This is a genomic window from Bradyrhizobium sp. 62 (assembly GCF_023073035.1).
Lineage (GTDB): Bacteria > Pseudomonadota > Alphaproteobacteria > Rhizobiales > Xanthobacteraceae > Bradyrhizobium.
The window spans coordinates 63,905-78,244 of record NZ_JADPIT010000031.1 but is presented as its reverse complement, the minus strand read 5'-3'; the positions used below and the strand labels follow the sequence as shown (position 1 = coordinate 78,244).

Genomic DNA, 14,340 nt, shown 5'->3' with positions numbered 1-14,340 from the left:
GATAAGGCCTCTGAGGCTCCGGGAGGGTTAACGAAGAAGGCAGAACCAGCGGGCGAGGATCATGGTAAATCCGGGCACTCAACCGCACCGGACGCAGCCGAGATCGATCCAGGCGCCGCAACGGCTGCCGGCGCAGTCCACGGCAACTCGCAGCACGCTTCGAAACCAGAGTCTGCAAAGGCGGCAGCCGGCGAACCGACTGAAGCCGGCTCCAAACCGGGCAACGGCGGCGAGCACCACGCTTCGGCTTCTGATGCGGCGCACGGACCAGCGAAGACGGCAGAACCAGGGGCTGCGGAACACGGCAAATCCGGGCACTCATCCGCTGCAAACGCATCGGACGCGGCCGATATCGATCCGGGCGCCGCAGCGGCCGCCAACGCTGGCCACGGCAACTCGCAACACGCTTCGAAGCCAGACTCTACGAAGGCGGCAGCCAGCGAAGCAAGTGAAGCTGGCTCCAAACCGGGCAATGATGGCGGCCATGGCGCCGATGATCATCACGCTTCGGCTTCTGAAGCCGCGCAAGCATCAGCAACGACGGCAGAAACAGGGGCTGCGGAACACGGCAAATCCGGGCACTCATCCGCTGCAAACGCATCGGACGCAGCTGAGACCGATCCGGGCGTCGCAACGGCCGCCAGCGCAGGCCACGGCAACTCGCAGCACGTTTCGGAGCCGGGATCTGCAAAGGGAGCAGCCGCGGAATCGACTGAAGCTGGCTCCAAGCCGGGCAACAGCGTCGGCCATGGCGCCGAGCATCACGCTTCGGCTTTTGATGCGGGGCAGGGACCAGCGAAGACGGCAGAACCAGCCACCGTGGACCACGGCAACCCGGACAACGAGTTACACTCGGCCTCTGCGAACGCGTCGCAAGCAGCCGACATCACAGAGCCGAGCGTCGCAGCAGGCGGTAACGCCGGACGCGGTAACTCGCAGCACCCTGCGCAATCTGCTGCAGTCGCATCAGAAGAGGCACACCCGACCAAAGCTGCGTTCGAAACCGGCGGCCTGGACCAAGGACCGGTGTTCCGCTTCGATAAAGGCGCAACCCCTGCTACTCCTGTCGCGGTGGGTGAGCTTAAAAAACTCGATGATCCGCTGGGTTCGCACGTTCCGTCCAGTCAGGAAGAAGGCCTCGGGTTTAACGTCAACATCGTCCCTCATGCACTGAACGGACACGCGGACGATCACGGCAATAGCGGTGCGCATCAAGCCATTGTGCCTGTGCATCATGATTTGCTGATTTGAACTGTGATCGCGACGGGGCAATGACTGGCGGGCTCCGACTTTGGTGAGAGACTTCCCGCGACCGAACGTATCGGCGAGCGCATCTGCCTGGTCTCGCGTCTCAGAAACGTAACGCTTCCGCGGATCAGCCTCTTTGCTGAATTGTTCAGGGTTGCAGCCGTGAGAGCAGACGTTGCCGATCCTGATCGCGACGTCGCTGCTCCATGCGCATCCGTTCGAGTTCGCCTTCGGCTTTGGCTGTGTCCTCGTTCTGGCGCTTCATTTCAATGATCAGCGCCTCTTGCTCGGCGAGCCGCCGTTCTCCTTCGACGACCTCGCGTTCGATCTGGCTCAGCTCATCGTATATCGCCGTCGTGTACATCGCGATCCTCGCGCGGCCGTGCTGCAGAAGGCACGCCGGAGAGCAGTTTTCGCCTCTTCCAGGAGCTTGATCGGGCCGCTTGGTGCGGCCTTGACCGAAGCGCAAGGCGCATGACTTTCAACTCAATCAGCTTCTCGAACGTTCCGGCTGTTTCCATTTTTTCCCGAGCTTGGATCGGTCGAACGAGCGGCCGTGTTGTAATCATTTTGGCGGAAGCGGCTCACCTAACACGCGACTGCCTGGAACGGACCTCCTCGCGGCGACAATGCACTCGGCTCAGGGCTGCGCCTCAGTCAAGTTGCAAACAAGCGGTCGGCACAATATCGTCGATCGTCCGCCCGCATGTCTGACGTCCGATCTTTCAGGAGCCAACACTATGAATGTGGTCTCAGTGCCCGGCGGGATCCATCGCCCTCCAGGGAAGGTCGATATCCCGTCTGCCTGGCGGGGCGCTGAGATGAAAGCCAATCCCAATCGATGGTTGATATCGCTTGCAGCCGGCGAGATCGCGGAACTTGAGGGCGCGGCTGAAACGTATCTGGGCAAAAACAAAAGAATTGCCGAGATCACGAAGGAAAGCTTTCCGCTTCCCCGCTTCGGCGCGCATCTGGAAGAGCTTAAGACAACGCTCCTGGCTGGCCTTGGCTTCGAAGTGATCCGCGGCCTGCCGGTGGCAAAATATAACCAGGAGCTCGCCGCGACGATATTTTGTGGGGTGGGCGCGCATCTTGGATCGGCGCGGTCTCAGAATGCAGCGGGTCACATTCTCGGTCACGTCCGTGACACCGGCGCCGATGCGAAGGATCCGAATACCCGCATTTATCAAACCTCGGAACGGCAGACATTCCACACGGATTCGTCCGACGTGGTTGGATTGTTATGCATTCGCGAGGCGATGGAGGGAGGGGATTCTCTCCTTGTCAGTACGACGACAATCTACAACGAGATGTTTGACAAGCGTCCCGACCTTGCCACCCTCTTGTTTGATCCGATCGCGACAGACCGGCGAGGCGAGGTGCCGGAGAACGAAAAGCCATATCTTGAAATCCCGGTGCTGAATTGGCATGCGGGGTTCCTGACCGGGTTCTATCAGCGCCAGTATATCGATAGTGCGCAGCGCTTCCCCGATGCGCCGAGACTGACTCCGGCTCACGTCGAGGCGCTCGATCTCTTCGACACGCTCGCAAATGATCCCGGGCTGCATTTCGGCATGCGGCTTCAGCCGGGTGACATGCAGTTCGTTTACAATCATGCCTTGCTGCATGACCGGACCGGATTCCGTGATTGGCCCGATGCAGGCCAGAAGCGTCATCTGTTGCGCCTTTGGCTCAGCATGGAAGGCGACCGGCCGCTGCCCGACTGTTTCAAACAGCGCTATGGCTCGATTGAGATTGGCAACCGCGGCGGCATCATCACCAAAGGTACCAGTTTGAACGTCCCGTTGGATTGACGTTCCAAGCATCCAGCGATGTCCGCTCTTGTGCCGATTTCGGCAGAGGAGCGGACATCAGGTTGGGCGGAGCCGAGCACTCCGACCTACGAGGACGCGGCCTCAGCCGCGCTTACTCCTCGTCTTCGTCATCATCCTCGTCTTCGTCGTCGAGCTCTTCCAGTCGATCGAGCACCGCGAGCGGCAGCGTCTCGCGAAACAGATCGCCTTCTGCGCCCATCCAGAGACAGATCACGTCGTCGCCCTTCACGTCAGCGACGGTGAGCGGCTGCCCGCCTGATTTCAGCATGACAATATCGCCGGCTTTTAGTTCCATGGATGGTCCTTTCGGTTGATTGACGGAGAAGCTAGCAAACCGGCATGACATGCCGATCACGGGCTACTTGGTCAGTGGATGTGTTGCGGTAGCGCGCATGCGCCGGCCGGGCTGCTGAAATCGATCAGAGAGCTTTAGGCCGGAGCGATCCCATCACGAGAGGCAATGGCGCCTGTTCGATGGGTGGCGCAAGGGCTCTTCCGTCCCGTGCGTCGCGACCATGACACCATGCGCCTGTTTTGCCCGACGGAGCAAATGATTTCGTCAGATCCGCAGTTTGCGTTTACCGCAAGTCCTTGATTCTGCTGCGGCCGTCTACTGTGCATGGGGTTGTTTTCAATGTTTTTGTTTGCGCACCCTGATTGCAGTCAGCCCGGCAGCAGTTCTGTCAGCGAGCGGATGATGCGGTCGGGCTTCACCGCCGAGCCTTCGGGCAGGCCGTCGCCATGCACGTCGATCCAGATCGCGTAGATGCCGAGACGCTGCGGCGTCACGACTTCCCATTCCAGATTGTCGCCGATCATCCATGTGTCTCTTGCGGTGACGCCGAGCGCGTCCATCGCGTGCAGATAGGCGCGCTCCTCGGGCTTGCCGAAGCCGTGCTCGCCCTCGATCTGGATGTGGTGAAAGCGATGCGCCAGCTCGAAGCGCTCGACCTTGGCGCGCTGGGTGTCGGCGGCGCCGTTGGTCACCAGCGCGAGCTTGATGCCGAGCGCCTTGAGCCTGTCGATGGCGTCATGCGCGCCGGGGAAGACGAACATCTCCTCCTCGCGATAGGCGGTGAAACGGTCGGCGAGACGAATGGCGAGGTCGTCGGGCAGGGCGCGATGACCGGCGGCCGCGAGCGCGGCGAAGCCGCCCTTGACGGTGAGATGCCGGGCCTCGGCGAGCTTCATCCGCCAGGAGGCGTCCGCATTGGCCCAGAAGTTTTTCGCGAACGCCAGGACGGTGCTTGCGACCAGTTGCGGCGGCAGCGGCGCGAGCTCCTCCGCGAACTCCGCTGTGATCGCGTTCCAGGCGATCTCGGGCCGCGCATAGGCCGACAGGATGGTGTCGTCCATGTCGATCAGCATGGCGCGCGGCAGCGGCCTCATTGCGGGCTTCATCGTCGTCATGGCCACTTCACCTCCGGCGGCAGCGACGACAGGATCGAATCCACATTGCCGCCGGTCTTGAGACCGAAGATGGTGCCGCGGTCGTAGAGCAGGTTGAACTCGACATAGCGGCCGCGCCGGATCAATTGCTCCTCGCGATCCTCCGCGGTCCAGCTCGTCGCGAAATTGCGCTGCACGATGTCGGGATAGATCTTCAGGAAGGCGCGGCCGACATCCCGGGTGAAGGCAAGGTCGGCGTCCCAGTCGCCGCTGTCATGCCAGTCGTAGAAGATGCCGCCGATGCCGCGCGCCTCTTTGCGATGCGGCAGGTGGAAATACTCGTCGCACCACTTCTTGTACTTGTCGTAATCGGCGATGCCGTTCGGCTGCGTGCAGGCCTGTTTCATTGCGGCGTGGAAGGCGATGCTGTCGGCATCGTCCTGCGTGCGCCGGCGGTCGAGCACCGGCGTGAGATCGGCGCCGCCGCCGAACCAGGCTTTCGTGGTGACGACGAAGCGTGTATTCATGTGCACCGCCGGCACGTGCGGATTGCGCAGATGCGCGATCAGCGAGATGCCGGAGGCCCAGAATTTCGGGTCGTCCGCCGCACCGGGAATCTGCGCGCGAAACTCGGGCGCGAATTCGCCGTGCACGGTGGAGCAGTGCACGCCGACCTTCTCGAACAGGCGGCCTGACATCATCGACATCACGCCGCCGCCGCCGGCCGCGCCGGTATGATCGGTACGCTGCCACGGCGTGCGTTTGAAGCGGCCCGGCTCGCCCGAATAAAGGCTTTGCGGGGCATCGTCCTCCAGCCGCTCGAAGCTCGCGCAGATGTCGTCGCGCAGGGCTTCGAACCAGGCGCGTGCGCGGGTCTTGCGGTCTTCGATCAAGCTCGGGTCCAATGTGGATGTCATTCTCTCAACCCTGCGGACCGTAATAGGTGCAGCTCTCGTTGCAACTGTCGCGGTGGATGCTGACGCGGGTGAGCTTGCCGATAGGGGCGAGCCGCTCCCACACGAAGCGCGAGAGGTTTTCCAGCGTAGGCGTGCCCAGCGCCTCGATCTTGTTGAGGTACTTGTGATCAAGCGTCATGCGCACGTCCTCGATGGCGCGCTGGACCAGGCCGAGATCGACCACCATGCCGGTTTTGGGATCGGGCGTGCCGCGCAGCGTCACCTCGGCGCGAAAGGAGTGGCCGTGGATCTCTTCGCTATCAGCGCCGAACGTCGTTCCCGACAATGAGTGCGCCGCCTCGAAGCGAAACGATTTCGTCAATTCCCACATCTGTTCGAAAACCAATCCTATCTGATACCAAGCGACTTATGCGTCTGCACGCTGAGCCGCCATTGCGGATGATTGAGGCAATAGTCGATGGCGCCCGCGGTGTTTTGGGCGACCTCGGGCCCGTCCATCGGCTGCAGCGAGAAGCGCTCGAAGGCGAGATCCGCGAAGGCCTCCGGCATGGCGAGCGGCTGCGGATAGACCAGCTTCAGCTCGTGGCCGCGCCGGATCACAAGATCGCTGCCGCCCTTCGGGCTGACGCAGATCCAGTCGAGACCCTCGGGCGGGGCTATCGTGCCGTTGGTCTCGACCCCGATCTCGAAGCCGCGGGCATGAAGCGCCTCGACCAGCGCGGTATCGACTTGGAGCAGCGGCTCGCCGCCGGTGAGCACCACGTAACGGTTGTCGGTGGAGGCCGTCCATTGCGCCGCGATGGTGCCGGCGAGTTCCGCAGCCGAAGCATAGCGCCCGCCGAGCGTGCCGTCGGTGCCGACGAAATCGGTGTCGCAGAATTTGCAGGTGGCCTCGCTGCGGTCCGTCTCGCGCCCGCTCCAGAGATTGCAGCCGGCAAAACGGCAAAATACCGACGCGCGCCCGGCGTGGGCGCCTTCGCCTTGCAGTGTCAGGAAGATTTCCTTGACCGCGTAACTCAACCGTCTCTCCTCGACAATCTCAAACTTGCGGGTTCCGAAGCTGGCGCAGTGCTTCGCCTGCGGCCATCGCCGCGGTCATGGCGACATTGAGCGACCGCAGCCCCGGAGCGATCGGGATCACCAGCCGCGCGTCCGCCGCCTCGACCACCGCCTCGGTGACGCCGGCGCTCTCGCGCCCGAATAGCAGGATGTCCGCCGTCTGGTAACGGAAATCGCGGTAGTCGGTCGCCCCCTTGGTGGTGAACAGCAGCAGGCGGGCGCCCTGCGCCGCGCGCCATTGCTCGAATTTCGACCAGGAGTCGTGCCTGACGATGCTGACCTGATCGAGGTAGTCCATTCCCGCCCGGCGGAAATGCCGGTCGGAGACGGGGAAGCCCGCCGGTTCAATGATATGGGCGGCCACGCCCAGACAGGCGCAGAGCCTGAGAATCGTGCCGGTGTTCTGGGGGATGTCGGGTTGGAAAAGCGCTATCTGCATGGGCTGTGCCGGGTTCGGTGCGGGCCGGAAATGTCTCAATAAAACATCGCTGGCCGCGGAATTCGTGCATTGCACGCTCCCGCGCCGATAGCGGGCTTGCGCTCGCCCGGCAAGGGTGCCAATAGAACGATTCTGGACTGCTGTTTTCGCCTTGTTTTGGTGGGGGCACGTGAAGTTCTGCCGCCGCGGGGGGCCGCGGGCGCCGGCAGGCTGTTCTGGGGACCTTGGGGGCTCCTGGAGCGGTTCCGCCGGCTGCATAAGAAGAAAGGGTTGGAATCGTGACGACAGCGTCTTCGGCGGACCATCCGACACGCCGTGATTTCTTATTCGTTGCAACGGGGGCAGCTGCAGCAGTAGGGGGCGCAGCCGCGCTCTGGCCCTTCATTTCCCAAATGAATCCTGATGCGTCGACCATCGCCGCCGGTGCGCCGATCGAGGTCGATCTCAGCCCGGTCGCCGAGGGGCAGGACATCAAGGTGTTCTGGCGCGGCAAGCCGATCTACATCAGCCACCGCACCAAGAAGCAGATCGACGAGGCGCGCGCCGTCAACGTGGCGAGCCTGCCCGATCCGCAGTCCGACGAGGCCCGGGTCAAGTCCGGCCACGAGCAGTGGCTGGTCGTGATCGGCATCTGCACCCATCTCGGCTGCATCCCGATCGCCCATGAAGGCAATTACGACGGGTTCTTCTGCCCCTGCCATGGTTCGCAGTACGATTCGTCCGGCCGCATCCGCCAGGGGCCCGCGCCCGCGAACCTGCCGGTGCCGCCGTACCAGTTCGTTTCCGACACCAAAATCCAGATCGGCTGAGCCTCGGGCCCTCGTCCGAAGCTTCGCGCCGTCTCGTCGTACTATTTCCTCAGGATCGCATCATGAGCGGACCATCCGACTACCAGCCGAGCAATCCGGCCCTGCAATGGATCGAGCGACGTCTGCCGATCCTCGGCCTCATGCACTCCTCCTTCGTGGTCTATCCCACCCCGCGCAACCTGAACTATTGGTGGACCTTCGGCGCCATCCTCTCGTTCATGCTGGGGATCCAGATCCTAACCGGCGTGATCCTGGCGATGCACTACACGCCGCATGCCGACCTCGCCTTCAAATCGGTCGAGCTGCTCGTCCGTGACGTCAATTACGGCTGGCTGCTGCGCAACATGCATGCCGTCGGCGCCTCGATGTTCTTCGTCGCCGTCTATGTCCACATGCTGCGCGGCCTCTATTACGGCTCCTACAAGGAGCCGCGCGAGGTGCTCTGGATCCTCGGCGTCATCATCTACCTGCTGATGATGGCGACGGGCTTCATGGGCTACGTGCTCCCCTGGGGCCAGATGAGCTTCTGGGGCGCCACCGTCATCACCAATCTGTTCTCCGCCATTCCCTATGTCGGCGAGAGCATCGTGACGCTCTTGTGGGGCGGCTATTCGGTCGGCAACCCGACGCTGAACCGCTTCTTCTCGCTGCACTATCTGCTGCCGTTCCTGATCGCGGGCGTCGTCGTGCTCCACGTCTGGGCGCTGCATGTCTCCGGCCAGAACAACCCTGATGGCGTCGAGCCCAAGACGGAGAAGGACACGGTTCCGTTCACGCCGCATGCGACCATCAAGGACATGTTTGGCGTGTCCTGCTTCATGCTGCTCTACGCCTGGTTCATCTTCTACATGCCGAATTACCTCGGTGACGCCGACAATTACATTCCGGCGAATCCGGGCGTGACGCCGCCGCACATCGTGCCGGAATGGTATTACCTGCCGTTCTACGCGATCCTGCGTTCGATCCCGAACAAGCTCGCGGGCGTGATCGGGATGTTCTCGGCGATCATCATCCTGTGCTTCCTGCCCTGGCTTGATGCTGCCAAGACCAAATCGTCGAAGTACCGTCCGCTGGCCAAGCAGTTCTTCTGGATCTTCGTCGCGGTCTGCATCCTGCTCGGTTATCTCGGCGCGCAGCCGCCGGAAGGTATCTACGTGATCGCCGGCCGGGTCCTGACGTTCTGCTACTTCGCCTACTTCCTGATCGTGCTGCCGCTGCTCTCGCGCATCGAGAAGCCGCGGCCGGTGCCGAACTCGATCTCGGATGCCGTCCTGGCCAAAACCGGGAGCAGGTCGACGCCGATGGTGTCGAGTGCGATCGTGCTTGCGCTGGCCGGCGCGTTGTTTGCGGGCTCAGCCGACAGCGCGCGTGCCTCCGAAGGCAGCGACAAACCGCCGGGCAACAAATGGTCGTTCGCCGGTCCGTTCGGCAAGTACGACCGCGGTGCGCTCCAGCGCGGCCTGAAGGTCTACAAGGAAGTCTGCGCCAACTGCCACGGCCTGTCCTACGTCGCCTTCCGCAACCTCGCGGAAGCCGGCGGTCCCGGCTATTCGGTCGCGCAGGCAGCAGCCTTCGCCTCCGACTACAAGGTCAAGGACGGCCCGAACGACGCCGGTGACATGTTCGAGCGCGCGGGCCGGCCGGCGGATTATTTCCCCTCGCCATTTCCGAACGAGCAGGCCGCGCGTGCGGCGAACGGCGGCGCGGCGCCGCCCGATCTGTCGCTGATCACCAAGGCGCGCTCCTACGGCCGCGGCTTCCCGATGTTCATCGTCGACTTCTTCACCCAGTATCAGGAGCAGGGCCCGGACTACGTCTCGGCGCTGCTCCAGGGCTTTGAGGACAAGGCGCCCGAAGGCGTGACCATCCCGGAGGGGTCCTACTACAACAAGTATTTCCCGGGCCACGCCATCAAGATGCCGAAGCCGCTCAGCGATGGCCAGGTCACCTACGACGACGGCTCGCCGACCACGATCGCGCAATATTCCAAGGACGTCACCACGTTCCTGATGTGGACCGCCGAACCGCACATGGAAGCGCGCAAGCGCCTCGGTTTCCAGGTGTTCATCTTCCTGATCATCTTCGCCGGCCTGATGTACTTCACCAAGAAGAAGGTCTGGGCCGACTCGCACTGAGCGGCCTGAGGCGAGAATGAAGAGGCCCCCGCAAGGGGGCTTTTTTGTCGGGCACGAGAGTGTGTTGTCAGGCGCGATTGCCTATCGCCCGCGCAGCCGCCAAAATACCAGCAATCGCTTCCCCAGAAACTCGTCGGAGGACACCATGGGAACCGCCATCACCTTCAAGCGCCCGGACGGCAAGGACGCATCGGGCTATCTCGCTAACGCCGCCCGCGGCAACGCGCCGGGCGTGGTCGTCATCCAGGAATGGTGGGGGCTGTCGGACCAGATCAAGGGCCTGTGCGATCGCTTCGCGCTGGCCGGTTTCGATGCGCTGGCGCCCGATCTCTACAAGGGCAAGGTGGTGCCGTATCACGACACCGACGCCGCCGGCAAAGAAATGAACTCGCTCGATTTCATGGACGCCACCACGCAGACGGTGCGCGGCGCCACTCAATATCTGTCGCGCAACGGCGCCAAGGTCGGGCTGACAGGCTTCTGCCTCGGCGGTGCCGTCACCATCATCGGCGCGGTGCATGTGCCGGAGCTCGCGGCCGGCGTCGTGTTCTACGGCATTCCGCCGGAGCAGGCCGCCAAGCCCGCCGACGTCAAGATCCCGCTCCAGGCCCATTTCGCCAACAAGGACGATTGGTGCACGCCGGAACTGGTCAACGGCTTCGAAAACGCTATGAAGGCCGCCGGCAAGTCGCTGGAGCTGTTCCGCTATGACGCCGAGCACGCCTTCGTCAACGAGCAACGCCAGGCCGTCCACGACCGCGAAGCCGCCGAGCTCGCCTGGGGCAGGGCGACGGAGTTTTTTAGGAAGCATCTGGGGTAGGCTGGTCGCCGACGGACCGCGATCAGCACTACTGCCGCGCCACGATTGAAAATCAATCACCGCAATCATAGTGCAGTCGCAGGGGTTTCCACCATGCGACTGCTGGAGAGCACGATGATTGTGGATGGCCGCTTGACCAAGATTGTGGTGCCACGCAAAAGCGCTGGAAGCGGCTCGGGACCCCGAGAAGGCCGGTCATCTAACCGGCGCTGTGGTCGACTATGTCAGCCAAATTCAGCACGTCGGCGTCTACACGAGAGGTGAGCTCCCGGCCGTGGCCATACAGGCCTATCATGCCGACTACTATCTCGCTCAGGTCTGCAACGGCGGTCACAGCCAGTTCATCGGCAACACAGGGCTCGCGATGCTCCCAACGACGTCCGGCGATGCACTCGCTGGATTGGAGGCGATGGGAGCGAGCTCGCAACACCAGATCTTGCAGGAGATGATCGCCTGGGTAGAGGCACATCCCGGCGAGGCTGCGCTGCAGACCGGATTCGAAAACCGCGCCGCGGCGCTCAGCGCGCTTGATAAGCGCTTCTATGCGGTAGAACGAGAGCAACCAATGACATCACTCGCGGCCCGATGGATCGCAAGCTGGCCCGAATTGCGCGCCATCGCGCAGGAGCAGTATTCTTCTGGAAATCGAGCGGCTTGCGCAGCTTAACCCACATCGGTCCCACCGCCGGATATGGCAAAGCGTTCGCCACATCAGCTTCCAGATGACTGACGATTTGCAGATCACGGTCGCGGCGGCCTGCGGGGCGGTAAGGCCTGACCCAGAGCTCAAGGTTATGGTGCTTCCAGGATTCGACACCGATGTGGAGGGGCAGCAATGCACGGCGTTCGGCGTAAGGACCAACAAGGGCTCGCGGCTATGCGTCTTTGATGAGGCGGGTGGACGACTTTATCAACTTGCGACGCCCCCTACGATAGTGGGCGCGCGGCTGTCGACTGTGGGGACTGACACGATCCAGAATTTCTTGAGAATTGCCGAGCAAAACTTTGCGGCCGAAGCGATCGACCTGCTGTTGCGGAAGTTAAGTCTGGGTCCCACCGCGGCGATCACGGCCTTGAGCGTGAGCGACGATCGAGCCATTTGGTGTGCGGTCACAGGAGAGACCAGCGTTTTGATCGAAACCTTGGGCGACCGCGCCCAGGTCATCGGATCTGGTGGCGAGCTCGTGCTCAGGGTCATGCGAGACGAAATCGAGCGTCATGCCGCAGACGCGGCCGTGGGGCGCAACAGCCTGCAAGACCGGCCATAACCCTCGTTGCGATTTGCGCCATTTTGCAGTCGAGCCGACCCCAGCCACTCTTGACGCCGTCCCCGCGCCATGGTGAGTATCCGCCCTATGAGCACCGCCGTCCGCCCATCCCGTCTTTGGTGGCGCACCTCCTAAGAGGTGGCCGGTGCGATTTATTCTCCCAAAATCGTCTGAGGTCGCCCACGCAGTGCGGCGGCCTGATCGTTTGTCCTGTGTGGCGTTCCCTCGACAAGTTTCGTAAGAGGACCCCATGAACAGGACCGTCTTTGCCCTTCCGGCTCGAAGCGACTACGTGACCCGCGCAGGGCTTGCGATCACGCGCGTGGCGGAACAGTTTTCCGGCGGCGCCAACCGGCTCGACGATCTCGTCAGCCTGCTCGACCGCCGCCGCGGCGTGGTGCTGTCGTCGGGCACGACCGTGCCCGGCCGCTACGAGAGTTTTGACCTCGGCTTCTCCGACCCGCCGCTCAAGCTCGAGACCACCGGCGTCAATTTCAAGCTGGAAGCACTGAACGCGCGCGGGGAGGTGCTGATCGCCTTCCTCGCTGACGTCTTGCGCGAACCCTGCGTCGTGATCTCAGAGACGACGCCCACGCGCCTTGCTGGTCATATCATTCGCGGCGAAGCCCCGATCGACGAAGACCAGCGCACGCGGCGCGCCAGCGTGATGTCGCTGGTGCGCGATCTCGTCGCCGCGTTCTCCGCCAATGACGACGGGGTGCTCGGCCTGTTCGGTGCCTTCGCCTACGACCTCGTGTTCCAGATCGAGGATCTCGTGCAGAAGCGCGCGCGCGAGAGCGACCAGCGCGACATCGTGCTCTACGTCCCCGACCGCCTGCTCGCCTATGACCGCGCCACCGGCCGCGGCGTCGTGCTCACTTACGATTTCGCGTGGAAGGGCAAGTCCACCGCGGGCTTGCCGCACGAGACCGCCGAGAGCCCCTACCTCAAGACACCGCGCCAGGGCTTTGCCGATCACGCCCCCGGCGAATATCAGGCCACGGTCGAGACCGCGCGCGCCGCCTTTGCGCGTGGTGATCTGTTCGAGGCCGTGCCGGGGCAGCTCTTCGCCGAGCCCTGCGACCGCTCGCCGGCCGAAGTGTTCCAGCGGCTCTGCGTCATCAATCCGTCGCCCTACGGCGCGCTGATGAATCTCGGCGAGGGCGAATTTCTCGTCTCGGCTTCTCCGGAAATGTTCGTGCGCTCGGACGGACGCCGGGTTGAGACCTGCCCGATCTCGGGGACGATCGCGCGCGGTACCGATGCGATCGGTGATGCCGAGCAGATCCGCCAGCTCCTGAACTCCGAAAAGGACGAGTTCGAGCTCAACATGTGCACCGACGTCGACCGTAACGACAAGGCGCGCGTCTGCGTTCCCGGCACGATCAAGGTGCTGGCGCGCCGGCAGATCGAGACCTATTCAAAACTCTTCCACACCGTCGACCATGTCGAAGGCATGCTGCGTCCAGGGTTCGATGCGCTTGATGCGTTCCTCACCCATGCCTGGGCCGTCACCGTCACCGGCGCACCAAAACTCTGGGCGATGCAGTTCGTCGAGGATCACGAGCGCTCGCCGCGCCGCTGGTATGCCGGCGCGATCGGAGCGGTGAATTTCGACGGCAGCATCAACACCGGCCTCACCATCCGCACCATCCGGATGAAGGAGGGCCTCGCGGAAGTGCGTGTCGGCGCCACCTGTTTGTTCGACTCCGATCCCGCCGCCGAGGACCGCGAATGCCAGGTCAAGGCCGCGGCCCTGTTCCAGGCGCTGCGCGGCGATCCGCCAAAGCCGCTGTCGGCCTTCGCGCCCGATGCCACCGGAAGCGGCAAGCGGGTACTGCTGATCGACCATGACGACAGCTTTGTGCATATGCTGGCCGATTATTTTCGCCAGGTCGGCGCCGATGTCACCGTAGTTCGCCATGTGCATGCGCTCGACATGCTCAAGCAGAAGCGGTGGGATTTGCTCGTGCTGTCGCCCGGGCCCGGCAGACCTGAGGATTTCGGCATCAAGAAGACCATCGACGCGGCACTGGAGACCAAGCTGCCGGTGTTCGGCGTCTGCCTCGGCGTCCAGGCGATCGGCGAGTATTTCGGCGGCGAGCTCGGGCAGCTCACGCATCCTGCCCACGGCCGGCCCTCGCGGGTGCAGGTGCGCGGCGGGCGGCTGATGCGCAATCTGCCGAACGAGATCGTGATCGGCCGCTATCACTCGCTCTATGTCGAGCGCGACAGCATGCCGGAGGTGCTATCCGTCACCGCCAGCACCGAGGACGGCGTCGCCATGGCGCTCGAGCACAAGACCCTGCCGGTCGCCGGTGTGCAATTCCATCCGGAATCGCTGATGTCGCTCAGCGGCGAGGTGGGCTTACGAATTGTCGAGAACGCGTTCCGTTTGGATGCGCGCGCTGATTGAGAGGC

General features: G+C 63.2%; 14 protein-coding genes and 1 pseudogene. 9 read left to right on the top strand and 6 right to left on the bottom strand.

Annotation, left to right across the window (positions count from 1 at the left end; all coding sequences use genetic code 11):
- The 3 genes and pseudogenes from IVB47_RS28390 to IVB47_RS28380 form a co-directional block, all read left to right on the top strand.
- Positions 1–1,251, top strand: a pseudogene (locus IVB47_RS28390) (DNA-binding response regulator); the annotation flags it as partial.
- A 172-nt stretch (positions 1,252–1,423) separates the two neighbouring features.
- Complete coding sequence (locus IVB47_RS28385; protein WP_247357033.1) at positions 1,424–1,726, top strand: hypothetical protein; 303 nt, start codon at positions 1,424–1,426, stop codon at positions 1,724–1,726.
- A gap of 262 nt (positions 1,727–1,988) precedes the next feature.
- Positions 1,989–3,062, top strand: coding sequence for a TauD/TfdA family dioxygenase (locus IVB47_RS28380; RefSeq protein WP_346730817.1), 1,074 nt, complete (start codon positions 1,989–1,991; stop codon positions 3,060–3,062).
- 112 nt (positions 3,063–3,174) lie between these two features.
- Here IVB47_RS28380 and IVB47_RS28375 read toward each other — a convergent pair whose 3' ends face one another.
- The 6 genes from IVB47_RS28375 to IVB47_RS28350 form a co-directional block, all read right to left on the bottom strand.
- Positions 3,175–3,378 carry a DUF2158 domain-containing protein gene (locus IVB47_RS28375; RefSeq protein WP_027516401.1) on the bottom strand — a complete coding sequence of 68 codons (204 nt, stop codon included), beginning with the start codon at positions 3,376–3,378 and terminating at the stop codon, positions 3,175–3,177.
- Positions 3,379–3,746: 368 nt separating this feature from the next.
- The gene (locus IVB47_RS28370) at positions 3,747–4,493 is read right to left on the bottom strand and encodes an HAD family hydrolase (RefSeq protein WP_247291257.1); all 747 of its coding nucleotides are present in this window, start codon (positions 4,491–4,493) and stop codon (positions 3,747–3,749) included.
- Positions 4,490–5,389, bottom strand: coding sequence for an oxygen-dependent coproporphyrinogen oxidase (gene hemF, locus IVB47_RS28365; protein WP_247357030.1), 900 nt, complete (start codon positions 5,387–5,389; stop codon positions 4,490–4,492). Before hemF ends, IVB47_RS28370 begins: the two co-directional genes overlap by 4 nt.
- A 4-nt stretch (positions 5,390–5,393) precedes the next feature.
- Positions 5,394–5,759, bottom strand: a complete 366-nt coding sequence (locus IVB47_RS28360) for a 6-carboxytetrahydropterin synthase (RefSeq protein ID WP_247357255.1) — start codon at positions 5,757–5,759, stop codon at positions 5,394–5,396.
- A gap of 17 nt (positions 5,760–5,776) precedes the next feature.
- Positions 5,777–6,409 (bottom strand): 7-carboxy-7-deazaguanine synthase, encoded by a 633-nt coding sequence (queE, locus tag IVB47_RS28355; RefSeq protein ID WP_247357029.1) that lies wholly within the window; start codon positions 6,407–6,409, stop codon positions 5,777–5,779.
- Positions 6,410–6,428: 19 nt separating this feature from the next.
- On the bottom strand, positions 6,429–6,887 hold the full coding sequence (locus tag IVB47_RS28350) for a tRNA (cytidine(34)-2'-O)-methyltransferase (protein ID WP_007595044.1): 459 nt from the start codon (positions 6,885–6,887) through the stop codon (positions 6,429–6,431).
- A 278-nt stretch (positions 6,888–7,165) separates the two neighbouring features.
- On the opposite strand from IVB47_RS28350, the gene petA reads away from it, so the two are divergent.
- From petA to IVB47_RS28320, 6 genes are all read left to right on the top strand, one after another.
- The gene (petA, locus tag IVB47_RS28345; protein ID WP_026232845.1) at positions 7,166–7,696 is read left to right on the top strand and encodes a ubiquinol-cytochrome c reductase iron-sulfur subunit; all 531 of its coding nucleotides are present in this window, start codon (positions 7,166–7,168) and stop codon (positions 7,694–7,696) included.
- Between the two features lie 62 nt (positions 7,697–7,758).
- Positions 7,759–9,831, top strand: coding sequence for a cytochrome b/c1 (fbcH, locus tag IVB47_RS28340; protein ID WP_027568577.1), 2,073 nt, complete (start codon positions 7,759–7,761; stop codon positions 9,829–9,831).
- Positions 9,832–9,976: 145 nt separating this feature from the next.
- Complete coding sequence (locus tag IVB47_RS28335) at positions 9,977–10,651, top strand: dienelactone hydrolase family protein (RefSeq protein ID WP_027568578.1); 675 nt, start codon at positions 9,977–9,979, stop codon at positions 10,649–10,651.
- Positions 10,652–10,862: 211 nt separating this feature from the next.
- Positions 10,863–11,318, top strand: a complete 456-nt coding sequence (locus IVB47_RS28330) for a DUF4375 domain-containing protein (protein WP_247466234.1) — start codon at positions 10,863–10,865, stop codon at positions 11,316–11,318.
- A 55-nt stretch (positions 11,319–11,373) separates the two neighbouring features.
- Complete coding sequence (locus IVB47_RS28325; RefSeq protein WP_247466231.1) at positions 11,374–11,919, top strand: hypothetical protein; 546 nt, start codon at positions 11,374–11,376, stop codon at positions 11,917–11,919.
- 250 nt (positions 11,920–12,169) lie between these two features.
- Positions 12,170–14,335, top strand: a complete 2,166-nt coding sequence (locus IVB47_RS28320) for an anthranilate synthase component I (RefSeq protein ID WP_247466228.1) — start codon at positions 12,170–12,172, stop codon at positions 14,333–14,335.
- Positions 14,336–14,340: the final 5 nt, after the last annotated feature.

What these genes read in the sequence shown, in the direction of transcription:
- IVB47_RS28380 (WP_346730817.1), top strand. Translation starts at nt 1,989, where the DNA reads ATGAATGTGGTCTCAGTGCCCGGCGGGATCCATCGCCCTCCAGGGAAG.
- IVB47_RS28375 (WP_027516401.1), bottom strand. Translation starts at nt 3,378, where the DNA reads ATGGAACTAAAAGCCGGCGATATTGTCATGCTGAAATCAGGCGGGCAG.
- IVB47_RS28370 (WP_247291257.1), bottom strand. Translation starts at nt 4,493, where the DNA reads ATGACGACGATGAAGCCCGCAATGAGGCCGCTGCCGCGCGCCATGCTG.
- hemF (WP_247357030.1), bottom strand. Translation starts at nt 5,389, where the DNA reads ATGACATCCACATTGGACCCGAGCTTGATCGAAGACCGCAAGACCCGC.
- IVB47_RS28360 (WP_247357255.1), bottom strand. Translation starts at nt 5,759, where the DNA reads ATGTGGGAATTGACGAAATCGTTTCGCTTCGAGGCGGCGCACTCATTG.
- IVB47_RS28350 (WP_007595044.1), bottom strand. Translation starts at nt 6,887, where the DNA reads ATGCAGATAGCGCTTTTCCAACCCGACATCCCCCAGAACACCGGCACG.
- fbcH (WP_027568577.1), top strand. Translation starts at nt 7,759, where the DNA reads ATGAGCGGACCATCCGACTACCAGCCGAGCAATCCGGCCCTGCAATGG.
- IVB47_RS28335 (WP_027568578.1), top strand. Translation starts at nt 9,977, where the DNA reads ATGGGAACCGCCATCACCTTCAAGCGCCCGGACGGCAAGGACGCATCG.
- IVB47_RS28325 (WP_247466231.1), top strand. Translation starts at nt 11,374, where the DNA reads ATGACTGACGATTTGCAGATCACGGTCGCGGCGGCCTGCGGGGCGGTA.
- IVB47_RS28320 (WP_247466228.1), top strand. Translation starts at nt 12,170, where the DNA reads ATGAACAGGACCGTCTTTGCCCTTCCGGCTCGAAGCGACTACGTGACC.